Origin of the sequence: Bradyrhizobium yuanmingense (assembly GCF_900094575.1) — a bacterium.
GTDB lineage: Bacteria > Pseudomonadota > Alphaproteobacteria > Rhizobiales > Xanthobacteraceae > Bradyrhizobium > Bradyrhizobium yuanmingense.
The window spans coordinates 13,597-37,101 of record NZ_FMAE01000017.1 but is presented as its reverse complement, the minus strand read 5'-3'; the positions used below and the strand labels follow the sequence as shown (position 1 = coordinate 37,101).

The window sequence follows — 23,505 nt, the reverse complement described above, 5'->3', positions numbered from 1 at the left end:
AAGGACGCAGCCGTCGATTGGCACTTCATTACGCCGGGAAAGCCCATGCAGAACGGCTTCGTCGAGAGTTTCAATGGCCGGATGCGCGATGAGCTACTCAACGAGACCCTGTTCTTCGATCTCGATGACGCCCGCGCCAAGATCGCCAACTGGGTCGCCGACTACAATCTCCAGCGTCCCCACTCGTCGCTGAAATACCTGACCCCCGCGGCCTACGCCGCCCACCTCACCGCAACGGACGATCGGCTGCGCAACCCCGACCAGCTCCGCCGATCGTCCGTTGCTCCATCCGCGCCACTTGGCGTACAAAACCCCGAGACTCTAACTGCCGCTGGATGAAAATGCAGTGGCAGGTCAGGTTGTCGGCGCTATCAGCGACCCAACGGCCCATGCCGGGCTATCAAGCGAAGACAGACGAGGATGGGGATGAAGGAGACGAGACCCCCGAAGAGGCGGCGGCACGGAAACCTTACGTTTATGATGAGCGGCACACGCATATTGTGCGGGCCAGTAATCTCGGCGCCGGAACCGCTCTCGGCGATTTCGAAGCCGAGATCTTGAAGCTCGGCACGGCCATCGTCCACGACAAGATCGTCGTGATCGATCCCTTGTCAGACAATTGCACCATCGTCACCGGCAGCCACAATCTTGGTTATAAGGCCTCTTACGAGAACGATGAGAACATGCTCGTTATCCAAGGCGACAAGCGCCTTGCCCAAGCCTATGCGGTCCATATTCTGGATGTGTACGACCATTATCGGTATCGTGCCTGGCAGGCCAAGAATAAGCTAGAAGGCAAGCCTCGTTTTTCGGGCCATATCGATCTGAACGATCATTGGCTCGATCACTATGTCAATGGACCAAAGGGCGACATCACGCAGTACTTTCTGACCGGGTGGTAGGTGAGCGGAGCTGGTGGAAGTCCAAATAAGCCATCAGGCGGGCGGATCGCTGTCGGCCGCGGGCGCGGCTCCGCCTTGGTACTCGGCTGTTGCTGAGCTCCGCGTTAGCAGGGTGCTGCGCTTCAGGTTGATGATAAACGTGGTCTGTATCGAGCAGCCACAAGCATCAGACGGAGACGCGCAGCATGAAACATTACGCTGGATTGGACGTGTCAAAAGGGACGTCCCTGTAGAGATCGCGCAGCATGCTTACGCCGGCACGCCATCGCTGACCGAAGCGGAGGCAACCTGCGGCGTTCCCGCCGTGCCCGATCCAAGCTCAAATTGGGCGATCCGTAAGGACCTCACCCCAACGAGTCCCACACTATTGGATAACTACTGGCAGGTCTGGCAGAACCAGAGTGACCCCACCCAGTACGCGATCGCAGTGCGCGGCACCGTCGAAAGTGAGGCCAGCGTGTTGGCCGACTTGCTGTTTCCCCTGATCAACGCGCGCTTTGACGTGAAGCTCGGTCCGATCTCGCTGCCGAGCTACCTCGTCCGGGATGAGGTGACAGTGCGGTGAAGGCCGGTGTGCATTCAGGATTCGCTCTGAGTTTGCTGCTCATGCTGTTCACCACTGATCGCCCACTGTTCGTGACCTTGGGGCAGCTCGCGAACTCGGGCAACAACGTCTACATCACCGGGCACAGCCAGGGTGCGTCGATTGCTACGCTGCTCACCTCGCTGGTCCGGCACTCGACGCTTTTCTTTAAAGGGCCTGTCTATAAGACCTATACCTTCGCGCCTGCCAAGGCCGGCAAACGACCATTACGCAGATGATTATGCGCGGCTTGCCGGGGTCGACGGATACGGTTGGGCGGTGACGTCGACGCAGGACTGGGTGCCGCAGGCGCCGTTTTCACTGGAGTGGATATCAGACCTGAACACGCCAAATCCGCTGCGCGGGTTCGGCGGCAGTCCCAATTCGGAGGCAATGATCGCGCTCGGTAGCGCGGCCACCGACAGTGAGAGCGCCGTAAATCGTGTTCACGACGACTCGGTGAAGCGGCTCAAGCAGCGGGTGGAGGGTCTTTCTCGAAGATTGACCTCCGAAACGATCTATTTGAACGCCGCCGATCTCGGCGCGGCATCCGCCGCACCAATCACCGGATCGACGATCTCGGGCATGGTCCAACAGATCCTCGACCAGATTCCGAGCTCGCTGAACTATGCTGACGTCGGCTCGCTGCTGCCGCTATTCGCCGACCCGGGCGGCAACCCGACCGATGGTGCCCCAGGATGCCAGAAGCTGGACTATTTCTGGCAGCACCACCTCAGCAACTACCTGAAATACATGAAGCTGCCATATGCTGGCTAAGCCAGCAATTATTGCCGGGAGGAGACAGAACTCCCATTCGATTAGCCTGGCTGTCATTCGGCCCTTTAATTGCGGTTTGTTGTCAAGCGTTCCTTTGAACTCGCCAACGGCACGATGGTAGCGCTCCTGCCGTCGGAGCTGGCCAGGGTTGCGGAGACGGCGTGAGCGCGGCTGGGTGTGATGGCTAGTCAGGCATTGGCCTGGCCTATCGAATCTTTGATGCCATCGCTGCTGGGGTCTCCTATTTTGCTGCAAGAGCGGCTGACTCAGGCATCTTTTATTCTCCCTGCCGGGCGTCAGGCTCTCTTGACGCTCCTACCGATTTCTGAGGGAGGCGTCCATTTCATTTTCCGAGGTCGCGCAATGCCTCATGATGATGTCCGGGTCGGGCGCCTCAACGTATGCAGCGGAGTGCGGGCAAGCCGCCAACAGCCGAATGACCGAGATCGCCACAACCACAGTCCCAGCGGGACATCGCGCCGAACGGCAGCGACTTTGCGCGCAATGGCGACCTTTTGCCTTCCTCATGTTCCCCCGTCTTCGGCACACCTTTCGAACGATCGCGCGTGTGTCATGGGAGGATGAGTGAACGTGCGGGTTACGACAATCCGAGTTTCGGGACGTCGCTTGTCGCGCCCTGCTGCATCCTCTTTGTTCTAGCAATTTTTTCCGGAAGAGGCCCAGTCAGCTCCTCGAAAGCCAGGCTTTCCTATAATTCGAAGCCGGTCTCTAGATAACGATGCCGCCCACGCCTCGAACTGGTCACGAACCTAGGGTACCCACTGGGTGGACCGGCAAGAGGTGTCGTTCCCATAAAAGCAAGGAGAGCATTATGAATTCCAATCGGATAAACGGTGCCGGCTCGCCAGATTCCCCAATGGGGTACGTCTGCTCACAGGAGCATCATGATCTTTTTAGGCAGGCTGTGAACGAGGTCAGGTCATCGGCTGCCGCCTCCGTGCCGGCAAAGGCGCCGATTTGGAGTTCGAGCGCTCCGTATGGAAACTTTTCACGCGATGGCTTCTCCTGGAACAACGACGTGTGGGGCAGTGGTGCCGGGCCTCAGACCATTTCGGTGTATGGAGCGAACCGGTGGAGCGTGTGGTCGAACCAGCCCGGAACTGGTGGCATCAAGAGCTATCCGCACGAGGCCGTCCATATCGGAAAGCCGCTCAGTGCAATCAACACTTTGAGCTCGACCTTCAATCAGGACGTTCCTAAAAGCGGCGCTTGGGACACCGCCTATGATATTTGGGACAGCTCAAACCAGCATGAGATCATGATCTGGACAAACTACACCGGAAACTCGGACGGTAGCGGCAACGTTAAGCCCATTTCTCATCATTATCGACAGGATCCCTCCGGGGCGGCGATCCCGGTCTACACTAACGTCAACGTGGGCGGGACGACCTGGAACGTGTTTGAAGGGAATAATGGTCACAACGTCATCTCGCTCGTGCCCACTTCGAAAAGCAACAGCGGGACAGTGGACATCAAAGGCATCCTAGAGTGGATCAAGTCGAAGGGCTACTTCGGCGACATAAACGTCGGTAGCGTCCAATACGGCGTCGAGATCACCTCGTCCCCAGGCGGAATGAACTTCAAGTTCAATGACTGGACCGTGACCTCAAAGTGAAGATCCAGTTCTGAGTTCGCCCCGGCTGTTGGATTTGCCCGAACCCGGCGCGGAGCGCGCATCGTCGCGCCGGGGCACATGACCTGGAGCGCATTATGATTCGAAACAATTCAGCCTGCTGCCGCCCAAAACGGCCATTGTCGCGCGCAGGCGCATCAGAAGCATGCGGAGTAGATGGGGCGCGGTGCTCTCCAGAATCTTTTGCACTTTTGATCAGGCGACGGCTCCGGTTTCAGAGAGTTGTGGCTGATAGAGCGGTCGCATGTTCATGTAGCATTGGTCGACCGCGCCGTTCCGGCAATGTGCCGCAGCCGGGCCGCCGCCAAGTTGAGACAGGATTGGCCGTCGGGAAGGCGCCGACGACACGGGTTCGTCCGGATCTCCTTCATGATGCGCTCGAGCGGATTGTTCGTTCGAATCTTCCGCCAATGGATGTCCAGAAAGGTAATGGCCGCTGCGATGCCACGCTCTGCAAGCTGACGCGGTTGCGGATCATTCAACGAAAGCGCATCGACCATGTTCATAGGACAGGCATGAACGACATTTTCAGGTTCTGGTCGCGAATTGAACGAGGCGCGCACATTTATCCGGAGGATGCACATGTATTTGCTCGTCTCAGCCGTCAACAGCACGGACTTAACCTTAGATGCTTACCCGCAGCATTCGCGGGACCATTGAAGACAGCCAAGGTAGTGTTGCTGTTTGCGGCACCAGGCTTCAACAGCGAATCGGACCTCAAGGACGCAAAAACGAAAGATGGGAAGGACTACTACATGCGTCGCTGGAAAGGGCCAGAACCCTTCCGTGACAAAGGGAGTGGAGGTAAATGGTTCAGAAGCATCGTTAAGTTCTTCGGCGACCCAAAAGAAATCGAGCAGAAATTTGCAGTTCTCAACGTCGGTGCGTATCAGTCACCACGGGTGAAGGATTGGCGTGCGCTGATGTCTTTGCCGTCAAGTCGGGTGTCCGTGAACTGGACGCAATCCGTGCTGTTTCCCCGAGCGGAGAGCGCCGAGATTGTGGTCATTTGCATGCGCGCGGCGAGTGCTTGGGGGTTGGAGAGGGGCAGAGAATATGGCGGCACGTTGTTTGCGCCTGTTGTGAACGTGCAGAGAGGTTATCTAGCAGGAAACAGCGCAGCGAACGGCCGATTGGTAGAACTGGTGAGGGAGCGCGTGGCGAGCCGTCGTTGATCCCGCTCTCTTTAACACCGGTCATCTAGTCAGAAGGTGCACTTCCCCGACGCTGAGATCTGAAGTCCCGATTGACCAATTCCGTCAGCTTACGTTACCTAAAAAATAGCATCCACAACGCCTCAACCTCAGGTATACTTGACCCGTCGGCTGACTAACAGCCGTCGCGACGGCTCCAACACGGAGTCTAAGCGATGTCTGAGAAATCAGTGGTCACATTCAAGCGTCTGCGTTCAGATTTTGGAATTCCTTATAGTCGTACTCACCTTGACCGCCTGGAGAAGGCGAAGAGATTTCCGAAGAGTTTCAAGCTCTCGATCTATCGCGGTTCCCCACGCGTCTGGTGGTCGCATGAGGTTTCTGAGTATCTGGAGAGATGCGCGAAGGCCAGATCCGACGCTCCGAAGTAAGAGGAGCGGGCGATCAGAGGCGGCCAGCGTCCAACACTGGCTTAACACTGGTCGCCTCCTCTCGGGAGGATCACCATGGACCTACTCCGTCTGCTTATCGCGTTTGTCGGCTTCTTTGTCACTCTTTTCGGCTTCATGCTCACAACTGGCGAATGGATGCATGGCAGACCTCAGTATCCGACTCATTGGGTCGTGCTCATCGTCGGCGCACTGATGTGGTTGCAGTCCATTCCCGTTATCCGTGCCCATGCAGAAGAGAAGAGGAGAGAGTTCTTCCGTACTCTCATCAAGGGGAAGAGGGCCGATGGCAGCAAGCCGAGATAAGTGCATTCAGTGCGGCAACCGCCATCGTTCGTACGATCTTGAGCCGCCTCCCGAGTCCGTAGCGAGTGGATCACTAGACCCCAACGGCAAATTCATGGGAATGCCTTACTGGTTCTGCTCTGTGGAGTGCTATAAAAAAGCGGTCCGCAAATTTCTCGAGCCTCGCTACGATTTCGATAGACAGGCCGAAGATGATGATGATTACAAAGAGCACGTCGAGAACGCGACCGTCGAATATTACGTGAAGGCTCGTCCTGGTCTTGGACTTTTGGGCTCACTCTTCAGCAAAACGGCCTGGATGAGCGAGCGTGATTTTGTCCAACCGGAGCGGGAAAAGGCGCTCGATGCGTTCCTCACCAGAAAACAACCGGAAATAACAGGTGCGGAACTTGAACTCCATAACCGGCTGTACGCCGAGTGGATGCACCAGATCGATGAGGAAAACAAGAAAAATCAGGCGGAGACCGCCAAGCGCGAAGATCAGATCATCAAACTTGCCAAGGAGGAGAAAGAAAGAGAAGAAAAACGGCAGCGAGAACTCGAAATAGAATTGGCACAACAGCAAGCTGTAAAGGAGATGCTAAGCCCTAAACAGATACCTCAGCACATCCGCTACGAGCATACCCACGTTCTCGGCCCAAGTGGAAGTGGCAAGACCACTCTCCTTCAAAATAATCTTGTCAAAGACTTCATCGAAAACTCGAACCCTCCGGCTTACATCGTCGTTGATCCAAAGGGCTTGATGGTTGAGCGCCTGGCGCGATTAGAAATGTTCAGTGACAGGGTTGTCATCGTAGACCCTATTGATGCACCTGCTCTCAATCTGTTTGCAACACACGGACGAGACCCGGCCCAGCTCGTGTCAGATTTCAGCTACATATTCTCGACCACGAAGCAAAAGCTGACTGGAAAACAGGCCGCCTGTTTTCAGTTCTGTGCCCGAATGCTCTTTTCGCTTCCCGGCGCAAACCTCGAAACCTTGCTCGATTCGCTCGATGACCGGATAAACAGGAAGCCGCCCAATCCGCTATTTGAAACGGTGATCAAAAAGCTCCCATCGATACCTCGACGGTTTTTCGAGAACGATTTCTATTCCGCCAACTACGCCTCCACGCGCGAGGAGATCAAGTCCCGCATTTACGGTATTGCCGGAAATGAGACCCTGGCTGTGATGTTTAATGCCGCGACGCGGAAACTCGACTTGGCCAAATGTATTCGAGAACGAAAAATTGTGCTCGTGAATACGCGCCTACCCCAACTCAAAGAGGCCCATCAGACTCTGGGCCGCTACATCCTTTCGCTGGCACAAGACGCCATTCAGTCTCGCAGCGATAAGCATCCGGTCTACGTCATGATCGACGAGTTTCAAGAGTTCGCTGATCCGGAAAAGACACCTCAACTGTTCCGCCTTCTCCGCGAGTACAACGGTGGAGCGATTGTTGCTCATCAGAATATGTATTGTGATGAGCTTGACGAGGCGACCCGCAACGCGATCTCAACGAACACCAGCATAAAATACGCCTCGAGTCCTGAGGCGCAAGATTTGAACTATATGGCGCGCGATCTCCGTTGCAGTCCTGACTTCTTGAAGCACGTGCACAAGAGTGAAAGTGACGCGTACTTCGCCTGCGTAAGAGGTATGCATCCTCCTCTCGAGCACCCCTTCATCCACGACACGCAACTCGGATGGATCGACGAGTGGCCAAAGATAAGCGACGCCGAGTATCACGCGCTGCGTGAGCGCAATAAGCGGATGTTGCAGGATAGTCCCCTTGCCTTCGACGGGGCTGCTGCGTTCGCTGCGCCGAAGCACGATCAGCGCGCGACGCTTGGCGGCGCCGATGTAAATGAGCCCATTGTACAAAAGCAAGGGCCGCCGAGCTCAGCGATTTCACAAGGTTCCGGACAGCACATTGGATCCGCTGAGGTTCTTGATCCAAGCAAACCGGCACCGTGGAAGCGCAAATAATTTTGCGCGGAGCGGTTGGTACATGATCTTGCACTGCGTGCTACGATACCTCAACGACCCACATAGCTGCCGACTTATCAGCCGCTCCGCGCGGATTTATCTTCCGCGCTATGAATTCACGCTGGACAACGAAACCTGTGACGCGCGGCGGCGAGCTTGTCTCGATCCGCCCGAACGTTCCTGGCGATATTGAGATCTTAAAGTGCCTTGGCCGCTACACGGTCCTCACGGCGCAGGATATTGCAGCGCTTACGAGGCGATCCTATGGCGCGGTTATCGCGCGGCTCAGTCTGCTGAAGCGCGCTCCGCACAAGATGATTGCCGTTCATAGGACGCAACTCGATAGTCCGCGCCTCTACCAATCCTGCGCCCAAGCTTTCCATCTCACCCCAAGGGGCATCTCAAAGCTCAACGAGATCGGTTTCGAACCGCTTCTCCGCGACTCTTCGAGCCACTTCCTGCATACTCTGACAGAGAGCCAGGTGATGGCGTCTTTCGAAATCGGCGCGAGAGAGCGCCTTGTGCCCTTCTCAGAAAGTCTCCAGAGCCCGTGCACGCCGAATGGAATCAAAGAGAGCGGAGATCATAGTCTTCCAGTCGCCTTCGCTCATCGGGGAAAGCAGTGCGACTACCGGCTGACACCCGATGGTTGCCCCTTCGCCATCGAATACCTGAACGGCCATTATCGTTTCTTTGTGCTCGAAGTCGATCTCAGAACCGAGCAGCTCAAGTGGAGCGACAAGGACCGGCAGACCATTGAGCGGAAGTTGATCGCGTACCGCAATGTGCTGGAGAGCGGCGTCTATCGAACGCATCTCGGGTTTCCCAATCTGACCGTCTTGTTCACGACGACCACGATGGCCCGTCTTGAAAGCATGAGGGAACTCTTAGCTTCTATTGGGGGGCCTCATCTCGATCGCTTCGCTTTCAGTGTTTTTTCCCACAATCACAGGCGACACGCCGCAGCCTGATGATCGCGGTTGGGCGTTCAACCGGCAATGGCTGCAATGCGGTGGCAAAACTCTCGACATAGGAGCAGAGTGATGGACAGACTACAGCGTATAACTGAATTGCTTGCACAAAAGACAGCTATCGACAGCGAGCTGAAGGCGCTCAAGGAGCAAATTGCGCAGGAAAGCGCGGCTCTCCAGAAAGCGAGGAGGCCGCGTCAGAAGAAGGAGCCGCAGAATGTCTGACTTTCTCTGGTGTCCAGAGTGCCGACAATCTTCGTCGATGAGGAGCGCGTGTTCTTCGCGCAACGGTGCACGGATTGCGGCGGTCTCTTAGAAGCAGAAGAAACAGGCCGATGCGAGATCGACTACAAAGAGCTCGATTTTGACTATCGGAGGAAGAAGCTGACGAAGATGAGCGGGACAAAGATGAAGAGCGTGAAGGAGAGCAAGAACAAGAGCAAGGGGCTGAAGATATCGATGAAACGGAAGCAGACGCCGACGCCGAAGGTGAATAAAGAAGATGAGCCGCGCGAATGCGGCTCTGTTCGCATCTCCGAAGCTCTCATCCCCTATTTACAGCCCAGTGAACCTTTAAATGAGTATCCGCGTTAGTTCGGCGGCGAGGCTGGCCCTCTAATCAGGATAAGCGGTCGCTTTGATTTTCATTCGACGTTGCGCTTCGAAAGACAGCGACAAGCCGATCCCCTTCCCAAACCTCAACGTCGTGCTCCCCACACATTTGCTCGGCTCGACATCTCGCAGCCCGCTCGTCGATGCAGTCGAGCTTCGCGGCGCAGATCACTCGCCGGCTGCTGTCCACCACGAACACTCTGTACCGCATTATGACCGTCCCATTCCAAGGGAAGCCGTCATTGTAGTCCAATGTTCGTCTAAGGCAGCGCCAAAGTAAGTGCAGGCGCGCGGAACGTTTGTACGTGTGGCAATTCGGCTATAACAGCGCCTGGAACTCTTCCATCGTAACGTCGTAAGGTATCCCTGCACAGTGCGCCTCATTAGCGTAATCTGACCGCGTGCCGAAGCGAGCGGCTCGTGCTTGAGAAGAGAAGCATTCCGGGTATCATCCGCAGTACGCCGAGCCAAGTTGTCCTCCGGCTCGTGGCTTCGTTACCAGCCTCCGCGAGACGTACGCCGATACCACTTCAATCGGTATAAGCGCGCGGTCGCTCGGTTTCGGCAGTCTCGTTTGAGACCAAGCAACGTCGCGCACGTTCGATCTGTGCGTCGGTTACGAAGTCATCCTTCAAGCTCGTCAAGCAGAGCCGTGCGCTTGTCGTGGAGCTCCCTGAGGTGCTCGGCTATCGAACGCTGCGTCTCCTGCCATTCGATGCGTTCTTCCGCTGTCCAAAGGAAACACTCAAGTTTGAAGCGAGCTTTCTCAGCCTCGTCGAATTCATTGTAAAGTGTGACCTCTCGCTCCACTTCGTCGAGCTGTTCACGAATAGTCTTTGGCATAGCCGGCCTCTGGGGCTTTGCCTCCAGCCAGGGGCCGTCTTCATCTCAATTTACGCGATTTAGCAACTACTCATTTTCTCGGTGCGGGGAGCTGACACAAGGTGCTAGTGCGCGAGGTTGTCCGTGTGAGTTTCAACTCCTTGTGCTATTGTGCGGCAAAACAGGCCTCGTATTTGTCTCAACGACGGCTGAGTAACGGCCCGTGTCGTGGAAAGCCACCCCGATGAAGTCTCCTTGTCGCCAGATGAGGCGACAAGGAGAGGTGGTGCGAAACCCATCGAAAGAAAGCGAAAACTCGGTCGGCAGAAGCGTGAGTCCATTAAGCTGAATGCCAGCACCTCTATTGGAGAGATCACGCACCAGGCATGGCTCGGAGGTGATGTGTCCCGGAATTGAGAGAAGAACCTCTTGCCACACCGACTGCCTTTCGAGCGACCGCCGGCACGAGTTCTTCCGTTCCCATTGACGGACCTTTTCTCGCAAATCCTCTAACTCTCGGTACTGGCGCTCCAGGCTCATCTGTCATTCTCCTTTTTTCTTGTTTGCGCTTCCCAAATGGTTCCGAAATTCAACACGATAGCTATGTTAGAGCTGTCCTCAGGTTGAGGGAATCCCGGACAACTACCGTTGTGGCCGATCGCAGTTTGGCGGTTGAACGCGTAAGTTGCCGGGCCTTGAACGGCACCGTTGGCCTCAACTATGGAGATGGCGGCAGTAGTGCAACGACCATGGCGGGCCTGTGACCGCGCCGCAGAAAGCGCTGTAAGTGGCCGAGGTGGAGACGTGTGTAAAGAGGATCGTGTAAAGGCAAATTGCTCTGCCAGTGTGTTCCTTCAGTTTGTCAAAAGGCAGGGCTGCGCCGGAGCGTATTGCCACAGCAAGGCCGGTAATCTTCATAGGACCCCCACTATCCTGGTAGGTGTGTCGCAGCTCGCCTTCGGCAATAATGCCTCTTCTCGCGACCGTCACTCGTAAGGGAACAGAATCACGTCAAGACTTCAGGGGACGTATGTGGATGACAACATCGGAACGAAGCTTGTATTCATAGGCTAACGATTCGAATGCTCTTTGCGACAGCGCTGAGTGTGTCACAGGGTGACGCCAGAAGACTGTCGCTCTAATCAGGGCGGCGCTGCAGCAACATGACGCCAATCTGCCTACCAAGATTGCCGACGACAAGATCAACGCCAAGGGGGCCGCCATCCAAGCCGCTAGAATAGCTTTCGCGATAGCCATGACGGCAGCGGTAGCCGCGGGGGCGTTCTTTGCTATCCGTCTTTTGATTGGATTTTACGGATAGGGTCTCGCCGCTCCACCCCCAGCCGAACCAATCACAAATGGAGGCCGTGTCGTGATGGCGAATGAACAGGATGTTACAATTCGACCTATTGCCGAGATCGAAATCGACAAGTCGGTCGCCATCATAGTTGAGCAGATGGATGAGGAAATCTCCATTGCCATTGCGAGCGTCGTCGGCGTTCACCTCCAAGTGACGGCCGGGGAGGCGCACGTGAGTTATCTCGATCTTTAGCTGTGGCCGCGGAGAATGCGGAAAATTCCGCACGTCAGCCAAGACGTAGTGGGGCGCTCCCCACTATCACTGCGGGATCTCGTTCAGATTGCGCCATATCGGCCGGCCTGTTGCCCGAGTGAACCGCGCACCATCTCCTCCAAATTTGTCGTCGCCATCGGTCAAGATGAGAGTAATTTCGTCCTCAATCATGCTGCTTACGGCCGTGGGCACGTGGCCAAAGGGGCCGATGGTGATTTCATGGCGATCTGCAGTCCTGCACGTTTGGGTAAGGTGATTACCTACGGTCATCCCCTATAACCAATTAGATGCGCGACCTGGACCAGGAGGTGGTCGGCCATCATACAGGCACTTTCGGCTTTATAGACGTCGGCAGTAGCGGCGCGTTCGGGGTATCTGAACCAATACTCCTTGTGATAACGGCTGAGGTGTTCCACGTCTTTTACAGTGCCAGGCCAAAGGCGCTCACGGAGTCCATCAGTCTTTGCTAACAAATCCGCAAGGTCATGGGACCGCTGCAGTTCACGTTGATGTTGCCCGTGAAATTGCAGCAAAGCTTTCAAACCGTTCTCTATGCTGAAGCCGATGAGAAGGTAGAAGGGAATCCCTATTCGGGAAATGTCTGCACCAGGTGCAGATGAATGAATGCGTTTGGCGCCGTCTAGCAAGGCAATCGCATAGATCAGCTTGTCGATATGAATCCCGGCGTTTTCTGTCATAGTAAGCATCCGATGAGGACCGCGAGCACTCTCGCCGCCGCGCTATATTTGTCCGGTTCGTTACGAGAGAGCAGGCCTGAATCGCGCACGCGACGCAAATTGACGATCGTGCACCGGTCCAAAGAGCTGTGCGACTGTTGCTCCAATGCTTCGGTGCTGCGCGGGTACTCGACGATGAAGTCTGGTAGAGCGATCCTGGCGCGAGCTTCCTAGAAAGCGGAAGTGGCAAGTTCGATCATTGCACTGACGGCTCTACGAACTCGCGGCAGCTAGCTCCGCCGAAGAACTCTCCTTCTACGGCTGGCCTTGGGGATACGGTTAATCTTGGCAATGCTTCTCGCCTGTGCGGCTTGCAGGCGACGCCGGAGGGTCTGCAGTTCTCGAAACAGTGCGACCAGTCCCTCGACCCGTTCGCCTAGAATAGTCGAATAATTGCAAACCCGACCTCGATTATTCATTACTGCCCAAACCATGATTGTTGAAAACAATAGGCGGTCGTCAACGGGAAAAATATGCAATCCAGGATCGGAACATACAACCGATAAATGACGATGCCATTAACAGGGGGCACGCAAAGGTGCAACACCATTGTTCAGAGTGCGCAAATTTCGTTTGGTCTTTCGGTTTTGTTTCGCTTCCAAAGTTTGAGCCTATTCGCCAAAGTTGCAGGCCTGCTACCGTGGCACTCGCGCCGCGCTGCGATCTCTCAAGCTGGTAGTCCTCGCGCGACGGCTGCTCAGCAGGGGTGGCGCTCTTCATCACTTGGCAGCCCCTTCGGGATCCAGTGCTCTTTTTAGCCGAGTGCACCGGCGGCTGTTAGGCGTTGGTTTAGTTCCCGGCACGATCAATCGCAAGGGATCCGAGCATGCAATTGCACCATGCGAATACCTTGGAAAGGATCGTGATCGCCCCAGATCGCGGTAGTGGCGAGGTCACATGGCCCATCGTTCGCGATCAGTCGGATTTCCCGACTTCCAATCGAGATGAGGATCTTGGCGCTATTGGCGCCGGGCCGGCCTCCAAAACTCACTATTTGGCTCGTCGCGGCCGCTTTGGGTGTGGGCTTTGGGTTGGGTTGGGCTGGCGCTTGGTACGGTCCTGCAGCTACCTCGGCTCTCGACCCGACTGCTCAGGTAGAAGCGGCTTCACGCCGCATACCGGACACAAGGGCAGGCGGTAAAACCGAAAGTGTCCGAAAGGCATCGGGTTCGCGAACAGCGCCTGCTTTGGGACAACCCTCCACAGTCATCGCGAGCGTTGCGCCAAAGCCTCTGGTCAAACCGTCGAGTGGGGCGCAATCGGCGGAAGCTTCGAACCCAGCTTCTTTGGCTCGGCGACGCGGACGTGTCTGTGACGGGCTCGATCCAGCCTGCGGGGCGGCTCCTGTCGGTCCCGAGACGAGACCAACGACCATTGCAGGTTGGGCAGTCCTCGACGTGCGCGGCGGAACGGCGGTGCTTGAAGGGCCCGATGGGATCCGAATGGCAGCACGCGGAGACGTGGTCCCCGGCATCGGGCGCATCGACTCCATCATCGTGCGCTGGGGCAATCGTTGGATAGTTGCTACAGCTAGTGGGCTGATCTCTGCGCCGTAGGCGGAGGTAGGCATGAACACCCTCCCAATTATCGGTCGCCAACGGCGCGAGTCTACTCCTATTCGATCCATAATAGCCGGGTTGGAAACGCTAGCCTCGTTGGCGGCAGCGGGAATACACCTGATGGACAGAAGCTGCCTCCCTGGTATACGCTCGCGCCCATCCCCTTAGGTTGTATTTACGATTTTTGCTTTTTAGGGGGGCTTGCATGAGCATGGGTGAGCCAGAGAGTGGGGCGCTACCTCAGCGTCGCGTCGACGTATTTGTACAGCCCGCAAAGGCGTCCAATTCAGAGCCGGAGGGGGTAGACATCCCCGCCGCGCTCTCGAGTATTGCTGAGCTGCTTAAGGCGATCGTGCCCATCGCTATCCTCATCCTGATCGTCTGGAATTGGCCATTCTTTGCTACATGGCTCAACAGCATCACCCATGGAGAGCTCGCCGGCGGGTGGAAATTTGACCGAGCTGCCGCAGCGGAAAAGTTAGCGGAGCTCGACAAACAGAGAGGATTGCAGGGCCAAGGCTTGCAGGTTCATCGAGAGTTTTATCTCCGCTTCGCGAATGGAGCGCTCGTTCGTGCCGAACGCGTATATCCAGCACTAGCGGGGGCTCGGGTGCTTTGGGTGGACGGCAGGCCGTCAAACAATCGGCTCGAAGAAGGTACTCTCCGAGATATGGGCATAGACTTACAGATCGCCCTCAACACAGAAGTGATTTTGATCTTGTTATCAGCAACCTTATCCGGGACCATGACACGAGCGTTCCGTTAGATCGATGCGGCGCGTTCTATTTTGCCTTCCCGAACGAATAGCTGAGTCAGAAGTTTGCAGAGGATTTAGGGCGCTTCAATGCGCAGACCCAAGAGAGCCCACCAGCGGGCTTCTCAATGGCAGAGAAATTCGCCCAGGAGTTTCCGAAGAGTTTCGGCGATACGCAGCTCCCCCGCATCATTTTCTCCACTGCCTCGAGCGGCGGTATCGCAACAAGCCGGTGCGGGCGCATTGTTACCAATCGACCCGACGTTTTGCTTCAGTCCGTCGTGAGCGCCTTAGAGGAATTTCGATGGGACCGATTGGTCCCTCCGAAATCGAAGAGCGCCGCTGCACAGTAGCGGGCCGTATGCTCGACAGCGGTAGCGCGAAGGCGGCAATGCGTTCGTACGAAGGAAATTGACGGCCATCGATGCCGTTCCCAACACAAGGTCGCTGACTCGGCGATCCCCCCTTGGGGGCCTGTCCGTTGAGCGCTCGCAGACCTAGTTGCCGAGCTCTTACGATAATAAATCGTGGCCGAACCGATCGACGTCGGACTATTGTGATAACTGGTCTGATCTCCGGCGCAGCAAGTTGGGAAAGCAAAATTGAGGCTCGTCACGAGCGCTCGTCGCATCTGCGCAGGTTCTTATCCCCACACGAGCGTCAACCTAAATCCGAACCTCGTGCTAGGATTGCAACGATGAGACCGTTTACGGTGGTCATTACCATAGTCCTGATGGGGATCGTTTTGATAATTTGCGCGGTCGCCGTGAGCGCTGGAGTTCTAATGCGCGGTCCCGATACTTCGGTGCAAAATCAGACTGATGTTTCTACAGAGGTGGTGCCTGCGAAAGCGAATGTGGGAGCGGCAACGGCGAGAAATGCCTACTCCGCCGGCTCCCCCACTACAGAGATTTCCAATCGACTACTCGGCACCTGGTTGCAGGCAGATAGCCCAAGCGAAACTGAGGTCCATACCCTCGAATTTAGGAGCGACGGCACTTTTCGTGAAGCTTCAAACGGCCTTACCGATATCTACGACTTGGGTGAGAGTTCAGATTTTGAAGCGATAGGAACGCATCATTGGGCAGATAATACAACAGGAACATGGGCAGTTGTTTTCGCTTCATCGAAGGAAATTGAGGGGCATGCCATGGACAACGAAACTGCGGTCCCCACAAACGGCCTCCTACTGCGAGAAGACGTTGGCATAGGAAGTCCTTGGTACTTTTCACTAACGCTTGCTCGTGAGGGCACTGAGCTCGTCCTAAAAAAGGGACCTAGCGTTTGGAGATATGGGAAATATCAATCAGAACAGTAGGTGCCAATGGGCATAGTTAGTGACGTGGTCAAGCAGGATCGTCCCCCCGCTACTCAAATCTATTACGGTGCCGGCTGACGTTGTGGTTAGGTCGGCCACTCGGATATTATCTTGCAGTACGATATGGTCTTTTCCCGCCTCGAAATTCTCGATCGTCGTGTCGCCCGTTGAATATTTGTTGAAAACAAATCTGTCGGCACCGGCTCCTGCTATCAAGAGATCATCGCCGCCGTAACCATGGACCGTGTCGCCCTTGTTATTGGCCGTAAACACATCTCGGCCAGGCGTGCCTCTATACTCCTTGATGGCGTCGTTTCCGTTGAAATTGAAGTTGATATCCAATTGTTCAAAGTATGCCGGCCAAACCTGATCATTTAGGCCATCCGCAATGAGGCCTTTTTCGTTAGTTGTGTTGTTCAAAGTGCCCGAATAGAGCTCAGTTCCGAACTGAATGTGTAGGTGAGGGTGAAGACCTCCCTTGTATAAGGTTCCGGTGTCGCCCGTTTTGGCTATCACTTGACCTTCGGTCACGACGTCTCCTACGGCGAGGGCCCCAGCTGAACCGGTCGCGAGGTGAGCATACGTAGTGTAGAAAATCTGCCCGTCGACGTAACTCGCGATCGTGACGATATTCCCGTAACCAGACCAGTACGCTCCCGCAGTTTCGGACAGGTCATCTTGGACAAACACTACGGTGCCATCTGCTACGGCTGACACGTCGGTGTTTTTGGGAGCCAAGAAATCGTAGGCCCAACTCAAGTGCCCCTTGTGAGTTTCGTGCGTAAGATTACCTTGCGAGATTTGGGTCGAATCTATCGGATTGCCAACCGGCACTGACGTGAACTGCACGGCGGAGGGCGTGACATTTATTATCAGGGTCGATTGCGCGGTGCTGTATCCGTCCGTGACGGTCCAACTAAAGCTGTCACTTACCTGGGCTTGGATAGATGCGTGAGGATCGGTCCAATATGTATAACTTCCATCCGAGTTCAGCAAAAATGTTCCATAGTTTCCTTGGATCAGAAGGGAATCGCCTGGATCACCAACAACGGTCTGCTTTTTGAACGATAAGTTTGTGATTTGTAGGGTGTTGTTGATGTCAGGGTCGTAATACGCTTGCCCTTCGATAGCAGAACCAAGCGGCGCCGAAGCAAGCGTCGTGAGGGTGACGGGGGCATCATTCACGCCGTTGATTGCGATTACTGCTGTCTGAGGAGCAGAGCCGCCGTTTCCATCGGTGACAATATAGTTGATGTTGATCGTGGCGTGCTCGCCGACCGCGAGCGAATTGTAGGTATTCGGATCCACGTGCAGCGTGTCGCCGTCCAGCGTCACGCCGGTCGCGAGACCTGTAACGTTCGCCACGTGAAGAACATCGTTGTCGGGATCGGAGGCGAATAGCAACAAGTCCAGGTGTACGCTGGATCGTCCTCGGATTTACTCGAGGTTATCGTATCTGAAACGACGGGCAGACGATTAGCTGATGTTATCTCAAATATCTGTGCGCGAATGGCTGCGCCTGACGCATCGCCGCCAGTTTGACTCCAGTCCGTCCAACCCACCACGAAGTGTCCGTCTCGTAGCGTTGTGATGGCAGGGTCCTGCTGAATGTTGGGGCTCGTGCTGTTGACTAGGAACTCAGTTCCCGACTTGCTTCCGTCCGCGTTAAACACCTGGGCGCGAATGGCCGTAGAAGAGGTGTCGCCATCAGTTTGACTAGAGTCAGTCCACGTTACAACGAAGCCTCCATCCATCAATGCGGTAATTGCAGCGTTGTTTTGCGAACCGATTGTCGTGGTGTTGACCAGAAACTCGGTTCCTAACTTGCTTCCGTCCATGTTGAAGACTTGAGCGCGTACGGCAGACGACGAGGTGTCGCTACCCGTTTGGCTGTAATCGGTCCACGCGACGACGAAGCGTCCGTCAACAAGTGCTGTTATGGTGATTGTCTCCGATCCTCCCCCGCCTGGCCCGGATTGGTCACCAGTCGTCGTGCTATTGACCAAAAATTCGTTGCCGGACTTGCTGCCGTCTGCGTTGAACACTTGCGCGCGTACGGCTGTGCCTGACGTATCGCCGCCCGTTGCACTCCCGTCAGTCCACGCAATGACAAAGCGGCCATCATTCAGCGCTCCAACTGCTGGGTTGTACTGAAAGCTTGTCGTCGCAGTATTGACCAGGAACGCTGTTCCCGACTTGCTACCATCGGCGTTGAATACCTGAGCGCGGACAGCCCAACTCGAGGTATCGCCACCCGTTGCACTCCCGTCAGTCCAGGTAATAACGAATCGGCCGTCGCTCAGCTCGGCGATAGCTTCGTCGAGCTGATACCCCGTTGTCGTGCTGTTGACCAGAAACTGGCCGCCCGATTTGCTACCATCGGCGTTGAATACCTGTGCGCGGATTGCTTGAAGAGACGTGTCACCGTCGCTTCCACTGCCATCGCTCCAAGCAACTACGAAGCGGCCATCTTTCAGCGCCGTGACTGCCGGGTCATATTGGATATCCGCGGTCCCGGTATTGACCAAGAACTCAGAACCCGACTTGCTACCGTCTGCATTGAATATTTGTGCTCGTATGGCATCGCTTGATGTGTCTTCGCCAGTTGTGTCGGTCCAGACCATCACAAAGCGCCCGTCGTCTAATGCCGTGATGGAGGCGTCGAACTGAGAGCTGACAGTGGTGGTGTTTACGGGAAACTCGGTGCCAAACTTTGTAGCGCTTGCCATTTCGCCCTCCCCAAACCGATTTGAACAAATAGACTCACGTCGCTTTAGGTCCGGGTAGGCACGGAACTCTCTCGCGAGCCGAACGCCGAAACGCGCGAGAAGTCCACCCTCCCGATCACCACCGCATCAGCGGCAGAAACTTTTTCCTCGATTGCTGTGACAATAGACGGTGTATCGCGCGTTCACGACCGATGCAGGCGCGCAACCCTTGCCGACGTAATTGAGCAAGGGATCTGCGCGAGGCAGTTTGCAGCTCCGGCACTGCCCCAAATCTTGGTGCAGAGCGCTTTGCGATTGGCTTCGCACCAAGCGCCCTGCTGAGCCCAGGTGGGCCGACACTCACCCGAACGATTATGATTGCGACGATCCCAAGAAATACTTTGCGCATGGGAGGTCCCTTCCGAATAAATTAGCCGTGGTCGCATACGCTGAAGGCGCGCCAAAACTATGGGCGCATCAATCACGTTCTCGGTCCACACGACGGTGGGCGAGCCAATCACACTCAGAAATTTCCGCTCTAGGTGCCTGCCGATGGCATGGACGCTGCCAGTTGAAGTAACGGCGAACTCGGTACACCGCCGTTTTGTGGGCAGTTGTGAGGCGCTCAATTGCGCCTGTTTCAAGTTGATGCTCTTTTAGTCGAAATGCAAGGAGAAAATGCGCGTATTGCGCGAGGTCTTCACTGTCCACACTCCATTACCTGACCGAGGTGTCGATCGACTGAAAGAATACGAGCGCCAGCGCTGCCGCATCGAACAGGCCCATTCGGCGATCTTCACTCATCCATGGCTTGCGAGGCGGCGGAACATATTGCTCGAACGCTGGAATATGCTTCGCGATCAGCTCGGCTAGAGTTTGTTTGGTTGGAGGTCCGCCATACTCATCGAACGCGGCACGGACCTGAGCGCGCGAATAGGCAAAAACAGGAATGCCACGATCTTTCGCGAGTTCGGCGATCGAGCCGTTGAGCTTGCTGATCCACCGCGCCCGTCGCGTGCCCTGCTCGGAGGTATCTTGGGTGAGGAGCACATCGGGAGCGTACCGATCGATGATTTGGGAGATACGCAGAAGGCATCCGTTGGCCTTTCGAGGTCCGCGCATCTCGCGTATTCCCCAGTCGTACGGTGATAAGCGGCCTTCGAACACGATGAACGCAAAGCCGCGCGTGTTTAGATAGATAGAGAGGACCAGTGCGGACCGGTTGTCATTCGTCATATGGTTGCATCAATGCGCTTCCCTTCTACTCGCTCCAGCAGTCGTTCGAGGAAATCAAGCTTCAGGCGCGTTGCCTTGGACGGATCGCCCTGAAGCTTTTCGTAGAGTTCGCTGGCACGCCGAAGTATGGCCACCTGTAGGTCTGACATGAGCCCAGGAAACAGCTCCAATGGGGACGTATTGAAGATCATCTCGCATATGAACACGGCATCGAGGCTGGGCTTGCGCTTTGAGCTTTCAATTCGTGAGACAGCGGTTCTGCTCTTTGCGCCGATTAAGAATGCCAGCTCCTGCTGGGTAAGCCCCCAGCGACGTCGATGCGGACGAAGGTATGATTGATGACGGTAACGCATGGGTCGTGCAGCCGGCCAGCAAGATGACAGGCACGCACGCTATGGTCCCCTGGAATGCAGTTTCGTTCGAGGCGTGAAAAGGTGCCCACGTGGCACTCAAATGCAACAAACTGCGGCCGTCCATTATATCTATCGTGCATTCGGATGGTGCCTGGTCCCAGATGAAAATCTTGTGGAGATGGGGACTTGGGGATGTCGAAGAACGACACGGCGCGCCGGATGGTGGTTTTCGCTCGCTTATACGTTCAGCTTTGAGAGAGCCTCTAGAACTTCTCGGAAGTCCCCACATCCCCTTTACGCTCTGTCGGCGGCGCATCGGTGACAATATTCACTCCATATCTCCGGCACAACATCTCCACTTTTCCCCTCTCGGTCATAGGAACGACGTACACTCCGTGGGACTTGTAGGTCAGGAGGTTCAGCTTCGTACGCAGGACGCTTCCGATCCACCGGTTGCTGATCGGTCGGTCATACTCGGGCCCGTAGCGATCGATGATACCCATTGTGATGTCAGCGACGGGAACGACCTGCCTACTGGTAGACAACATCAGGTCAACAAGGAGTTCCAAGACCTGGGCCTCCATCAGAAGGCCGCGCTCGGCGATGATCGAATTCTGGGCATGCTCCGCGGCATTGCGGAGTTCGCTCCGCAGTCGTGGATCACTGACGACGCTTAGCAGCGGCAGCATGATTTGATTGAGACGCGGCTCCAATTTGGGATCGGCGAGGGCCGGGTTGAGCTCAATCTCGTGCCGTCTTCGAAAGCGATACAGTAACAACTTGTTGCGCAACTCACGGGCCTCATCTTTGAAGGTCGGCGGGAGGTTGATGGGAATGTCGTTGCGTAGCGGCCGCGCACCGGTTTCCTCCGTGATGAAGCGGCTCTCCAGTGCTCTGTCCTCGTAGCGTCCCCTCGTTGCAACGATTTTCGGTCCAAAGACATGGAAAGCTTGCGGGTTGAACTCACGCTGGCGGTTCATGACGGTGCGCAGGACCGGCATGCCGCGCATATTGCCGTTGTTGAGGATTTTGACGATCTCCGAGCGCTCGTCGCTGAAGCGAAAGTCGGCCTCATCGAAGATGAGTGTTCCCCGAAACGCGTTCAGCGTGTGGAAAATCGGCGAGACCGTCGAGGCGCCGCTTGCGAAGAACGGCTTATAGCAGAGCGAACCGATCGTCAGGAGCGACCGTGTCTTCCCCGTGCCGAAATCGCCGCGAAGACGTAGGTACGGCAGATCATTGAATGCATCGTACACCCAGCTCAGCAGGACATAATAACTGGCGACCTGTTCAAAGGTCGGGCTAAGGTCGGCGTAGCGGTGGATGAAAGCCACAATTTCAGAGACGAGTTCTTGCTCGGTCCCGTGGATGCGCGGTTCGGACGGCAGCAGTACAACGTCATTCTTGATCAGATTGTTGTTGGGCGAAAACGGGACCAGCTGGTGCCCACCGGGCACGTCCACGTGCGTGGCCAAGGTCCAGCGTCCTGCAACTGACGTCGCGAGCAGCGTGGCGCGATGCTCTGGCCTATAGACCAATTCAACGATGGTGCCATCTTCAAGCACGTCGGACACCGTCGGACTGACGTGTCTATGCTCTGTTATGCCTTTGCGGCTGCCGCCAGGATCGTTCATGGCACTAACGATCGCCGACGATTTCCACCTCGGCGAGAGCCGGAGCTGTGCCATGTCCGCACATTCACCAGCCTTTGCCGGAACGGTTTTTGACTTAGCCTATGGCCGTATATGGAGGCAATAACATTTCATGTGGGGTGGGAGTACTTCATCGGCATCTTTAGCGCACTCATAGCTGGGGCGTGGTACGCGAACCGCAGATCTACTGCGCTCGAAATGTCGATGGACAGGATCAAGAATATGCTGCTCGAGCTGAAGAAGGCGATCGTTGACACAAACGCCAAAGCGAGTGGCGAGGGGGCACGAGATGAGGCCGAAGCGTGCAAGCCGCTCAAGCAACAAACACTGTGGTAAGGGCGAACCGACCCAAGCCCAATGGCCGACCATGGATCGGGAAGACCGTTCGCCCCGCCTTCAGTGGGAGGACCTCGACTATGACCACAAGAAGCGGTGAGATAGCTTTGCGTCGAGGCTTGCTATTCCGTGTGTCTCTCGGTCGAAGAGAGTATCAAGGCAGAAACGCAACCGAACAAGGCAACGAGAGTCTGCTGCAGCACAAAAGCCTAAAGGTCACGCGTGACGTTTGGTTGCGCTGGCCTCGTGTTCTTCAGCGGCTTGTTTTCCGTTCCAACAGGACGCAGACCTGCATGCGACCGGTGGCGGGTTATAGCGGCTCTTGCCTAAGTGAGCGGCGGCGGAGCGTAGTTGCGGGCTTGAACGCGCGCTTCTGCTTCATGGAAGGAAATTGCCGCGCCTGACCTCCAAGGGGAAGCACATCGCGCATAGCGAACAGCGGAGCCACCGGCGTCGCGGTGCACGAGGTTAGTGTTGTGCGAATGCTGACGCTGAGACCCTCAATCGCCTTTGCGATCTCGGTCGCCTGCACGCGCAGACGACCGAGTTCATGCGCTGCAAGCACAAATCGGTTTATATCCTCCTTGGCCTTGATCGAGCCAGGTCTCTCGGCTTCAACTATCTGCCGCGTCGCGGCCAACGCGTTTGTGAGTTCGCCATCGACTCGAGCAAGAGTGGCTGAGAAGGCACGAGCCTTGAGTGCGATAACTTCAGTTTTCGGAAAATCCGAGTCGTCACACGATTTCAGGATGCTGTCGTGCAAACGCGCAACGTCGGCGGCAACAGACTGTGCGTTGTTGACCTGTGCTTTGACGTGCTCGTTTACTGCTTCCACGTCTCTGATGTTGCGTACCGATTGATAAAGTTCGATCACGAGGCTGCCGTCAGGTGCCTGATCGACTAATTCGTCCAGCTGCACGATTGGACGGGTGTTCGTGGTTTCGGTCTGGACCTTCTGCTCGCCCGCACCTGGTGATATCTGTTTGTCGGCCAGCCTTGGAGCCGCGCCGACTGCGGCAACACACACGATCACCGCTACCAGACTTATGAGTCCTACGCGCACGGTAACCTCCCTACCAG

The 23,505-nt window shown here is 55.9% G+C and carries 24 protein-coding genes; 15 read left to right on the top strand and 9 right to left on the bottom strand.

The genetic code is table 11. The features are described 5' to 3' along the window. From GA0061099_RS34930 to GA0061099_RS34870, 12 genes are all read left to right on the top strand, one after another. The coding region (locus tag GA0061099_RS34930) for an integrase core domain-containing protein (RefSeq protein WP_141697728.1) at positions 1–339 on the top strand (339 nt) is incomplete at its 5' end. 2 nt (positions 340–341) lie between these two features. Beyond that, a complete protein-coding gene (locus GA0061099_RS34925) occupies positions 342–902 on the top strand; it encodes a phospholipase D-like domain-containing protein (protein ID WP_244621012.1) in 561 nt (186 codons plus the stop codon). Between the two features lie 13 nt (positions 903–915). Next, positions 916–1,467 carry a hypothetical protein gene (locus tag GA0061099_RS34920; RefSeq protein WP_074448318.1) on the top strand — a complete coding sequence of 184 codons (552 nt, stop codon included), beginning with the start codon at positions 916–918 and terminating at the stop codon, positions 1,465–1,467. Further along, positions 1,464–1,724, top strand: a complete 261-nt coding sequence (locus GA0061099_RS34915) for a lipase family protein (RefSeq protein WP_074448317.1) — start codon at positions 1,464–1,466, stop codon at positions 1,722–1,724. Before GA0061099_RS34920 ends, GA0061099_RS34915 begins: the two co-directional genes overlap by 4 nt. 40 nt (positions 1,725–1,764) lie before the next feature. Further along, complete coding sequence (locus tag GA0061099_RS34910; protein WP_074448316.1) at positions 1,765–2,262, top strand: hypothetical protein; 498 nt, start codon at positions 1,765–1,767, stop codon at positions 2,260–2,262. 832 nt (positions 2,263–3,094) lie between these two features. Next, complete coding sequence (locus GA0061099_RS34900) at positions 3,095–3,898, top strand: GH12 family glycosyl hydrolase domain-containing protein (protein ID WP_036032086.1); 804 nt, start codon at positions 3,095–3,097, stop codon at positions 3,896–3,898. Between the two features lie 338 nt (positions 3,899–4,236). Further along, positions 4,237–5,091 carry a hypothetical protein gene (locus GA0061099_RS34890; RefSeq protein ID WP_162130870.1) on the top strand — a complete coding sequence of 285 codons (855 nt, stop codon included), beginning with the start codon at positions 4,237–4,239 and terminating at the stop codon, positions 5,089–5,091. 485 nt (positions 5,092–5,576) lie between these two features. After that, positions 5,577–5,825, top strand: a complete 249-nt coding sequence (locus GA0061099_RS41580) for a hypothetical protein (RefSeq protein ID WP_074448314.1) — start codon at positions 5,577–5,579, stop codon at positions 5,823–5,825. Then, positions 5,806–7,794, top strand: coding sequence for a type IV secretory system conjugative DNA transfer family protein (locus GA0061099_RS34880; RefSeq protein ID WP_158644903.1), 1,989 nt, complete (start codon positions 5,806–5,808; stop codon positions 7,792–7,794). The genes GA0061099_RS41580 and GA0061099_RS34880 overlap by 20 nt, the downstream gene beginning before the upstream one ends. A 137-nt stretch (positions 7,795–7,931) precedes the next feature. Continuing rightward, positions 7,932–8,765, top strand: a complete 834-nt coding sequence (locus GA0061099_RS34875; protein WP_074448312.1) for a replication-relaxation family protein — start codon at positions 7,932–7,934, stop codon at positions 8,763–8,765. Positions 8,766–8,837: 72 nt separating this feature from the next. Beyond that, entirely contained in the window at positions 8,838–8,990 is a 153-nt protein-coding gene (locus GA0061099_RS41575; RefSeq protein WP_158644904.1) for a hypothetical protein, read from the top strand. An 18-nt stretch (positions 8,991–9,008) separates the two neighbouring features. Next, the gene (locus GA0061099_RS34870) at positions 9,009–9,359 is read left to right on the top strand and encodes a hypothetical protein (RefSeq protein WP_074448311.1); all 351 of its coding nucleotides are present in this window, start codon (positions 9,009–9,011) and stop codon (positions 9,357–9,359) included. Between the two features lie 642 nt (positions 9,360–10,001). On the opposite strand, the gene GA0061099_RS34860 is transcribed toward GA0061099_RS34870, so the two are convergent. The 3 genes from GA0061099_RS34860 to GA0061099_RS34850 form a co-directional block, all read right to left on the bottom strand. After that, a complete protein-coding gene (locus tag GA0061099_RS34860) occupies positions 10,002–10,220 on the bottom strand; it encodes a hypothetical protein (RefSeq protein ID WP_074448310.1) in 219 nt (72 codons plus the stop codon). 1,117 nt (positions 10,221–11,337) lie between these two features. Next, entirely contained in the window at positions 11,338–11,703 is a 366-nt protein-coding gene (locus GA0061099_RS41570; protein ID WP_157786113.1) for a hypothetical protein, read from the bottom strand. Between the two features lie 335 nt (positions 11,704–12,038). Continuing rightward, positions 12,039–12,470: a hypothetical protein gene (locus tag GA0061099_RS34850; protein WP_141697723.1), complete on the bottom strand. Its 432-nt coding sequence runs from the start codon at positions 12,468–12,470 to the stop codon at positions 12,039–12,041. Positions 12,471–14,273: 1,803 nt separating this feature from the next. On the opposite strand from GA0061099_RS34850, the gene GA0061099_RS34845 reads away from it, so the two are divergent. Then, positions 14,274–14,834 (top strand): hypothetical protein, encoded by a 561-nt coding sequence (locus GA0061099_RS34845; protein ID WP_074448309.1) that lies wholly within the window; start codon positions 14,274–14,276, stop codon positions 14,832–14,834. A 685-nt stretch (positions 14,835–15,519) separates the two neighbouring features. Beyond that, complete coding sequence (locus tag GA0061099_RS40630; protein WP_141697722.1) at positions 15,520–16,140, top strand: hypothetical protein; 621 nt, start codon at positions 15,520–15,522, stop codon at positions 16,138–16,140. Here GA0061099_RS40630 and GA0061099_RS34835 read toward each other — a convergent pair. The 5 genes from GA0061099_RS34835 to GA0061099_RS34815 form a co-directional block, all read right to left on the bottom strand. Continuing rightward, positions 16,129–17,505 (bottom strand): peptidoglycan DD-metalloendopeptidase family protein, encoded by a 1,377-nt coding sequence (locus GA0061099_RS34835; RefSeq protein WP_074448307.1) that lies wholly within the window; start codon positions 17,503–17,505, stop codon positions 16,129–16,131. The two genes, GA0061099_RS40630 and GA0061099_RS34835, sit on opposite strands and share 12 nt — an antisense overlap. Beyond that, complete coding sequence (locus GA0061099_RS34830) at positions 17,472–18,869, bottom strand: hypothetical protein (protein WP_074448306.1); 1,398 nt, start codon at positions 18,867–18,869, stop codon at positions 17,472–17,474. Before GA0061099_RS34830 ends, GA0061099_RS34835 begins: the two co-directional genes overlap by 34 nt. Before the next feature lie 696 nt (positions 18,870–19,565). Next, on the bottom strand, positions 19,566–20,084 hold the full coding sequence (locus tag GA0061099_RS34825) for a hypothetical protein (RefSeq protein WP_074448305.1): 519 nt from the start codon (positions 20,082–20,084) through the stop codon (positions 19,566–19,568). Then, positions 20,081–20,437 carry a helix-turn-helix transcriptional regulator gene (locus tag GA0061099_RS34820; protein WP_074448304.1) on the bottom strand — a complete coding sequence of 119 codons (357 nt, stop codon included), beginning with the start codon at positions 20,435–20,437 and terminating at the stop codon, positions 20,081–20,083. The genes GA0061099_RS34825 and GA0061099_RS34820 overlap by 4 nt, the downstream gene beginning before the upstream one ends. 263 nt (positions 20,438–20,700) lie before the next feature. Further along, positions 20,701–22,071: a hypothetical protein gene (locus GA0061099_RS34815; protein WP_074448303.1), complete on the bottom strand. Its 1,371-nt coding sequence runs from the start codon at positions 22,069–22,071 to the stop codon at positions 20,701–20,703. Between the two features lie 222 nt (positions 22,072–22,293). Between GA0061099_RS34815 and GA0061099_RS42850 the strand changes: the two genes are divergently transcribed. Beyond that, positions 22,294–22,425, top strand: a complete 132-nt coding sequence (locus GA0061099_RS42850; RefSeq protein ID WP_271540005.1) for a hypothetical protein — start codon at positions 22,294–22,296, stop codon at positions 22,423–22,425. A 310-nt stretch (positions 22,426–22,735) separates the two neighbouring features. Here GA0061099_RS42850 and GA0061099_RS34805 read toward each other — a convergent pair whose 3' ends face one another. After that, positions 22,736–23,488, bottom strand: coding sequence for a hypothetical protein (locus GA0061099_RS34805; protein ID WP_141697721.1), 753 nt, complete (start codon positions 23,486–23,488; stop codon positions 22,736–22,738). Positions 23,489–23,505: the final 17 nt, after the last annotated feature.

What these genes read in the sequence shown, in the direction of transcription:
- GA0061099_RS34925 (WP_244621012.1), top strand. Translation starts at nt 342, where the DNA reads ATGCAGTGGCAGGTCAGGTTGTCGGCGCTATCAGCGACCCAACGGCCC.
- GA0061099_RS34900 (WP_036032086.1), top strand. Translation starts at nt 3,095, where the DNA reads ATGAATTCCAATCGGATAAACGGTGCCGGCTCGCCAGATTCCCCAATG.
- GA0061099_RS41580 (WP_074448314.1), top strand. Translation starts at nt 5,577, where the DNA reads ATGGACCTACTCCGTCTGCTTATCGCGTTTGTCGGCTTCTTTGTCACT.
- GA0061099_RS34880 (WP_158644903.1), top strand. Translation starts at nt 5,806, where the DNA reads ATGGCAGCAAGCCGAGATAAGTGCATTCAGTGCGGCAACCGCCATCGT.
- GA0061099_RS41575 (WP_158644904.1), top strand. Translation starts at nt 8,838, where the DNA reads ATGGACAGACTACAGCGTATAACTGAATTGCTTGCACAAAAGACAGCT.
- GA0061099_RS34860 (WP_074448310.1), bottom strand. Translation starts at nt 10,220, where the DNA reads ATGCCAAAGACTATTCGTGAACAGCTCGACGAAGTGGAGCGAGAGGTC.
- GA0061099_RS34850 (WP_141697723.1), bottom strand. Translation starts at nt 12,470, where the DNA reads ATGACAGAAAACGCCGGGATTCATATCGACAAGCTGATCTATGCGATT.
- GA0061099_RS34845 (WP_074448309.1), top strand. Translation starts at nt 14,274, where the DNA reads ATGAGCATGGGTGAGCCAGAGAGTGGGGCGCTACCTCAGCGTCGCGTC.
- GA0061099_RS40630 (WP_141697722.1), top strand. Translation starts at nt 15,520, where the DNA reads ATGAGACCGTTTACGGTGGTCATTACCATAGTCCTGATGGGGATCGTT.
- GA0061099_RS34830 (WP_074448306.1), bottom strand. Translation starts at nt 18,869, where the DNA reads ATGGCAAGCGCTACAAAGTTTGGCACCGAGTTTCCCGTAAACACCACC.
- GA0061099_RS34825 (WP_074448305.1), bottom strand. Translation starts at nt 20,084, where the DNA reads ATGACGAATGACAACCGGTCCGCACTGGTCCTCTCTATCTATCTAAAC.
- GA0061099_RS34820 (WP_074448304.1), bottom strand. Translation starts at nt 20,437, where the DNA reads ATGCGTTACCGTCATCAATCATACCTTCGTCCGCATCGACGTCGCTGG.
- GA0061099_RS34815 (WP_074448303.1), bottom strand. Translation starts at nt 22,071, where the DNA reads ATGAACGATCCTGGCGGCAGCCGCAAAGGCATAACAGAGCATAGACAC.
- GA0061099_RS42850 (WP_271540005.1), top strand. Translation starts at nt 22,294, where the DNA reads ATGGACAGGATCAAGAATATGCTGCTCGAGCTGAAGAAGGCGATCGTT.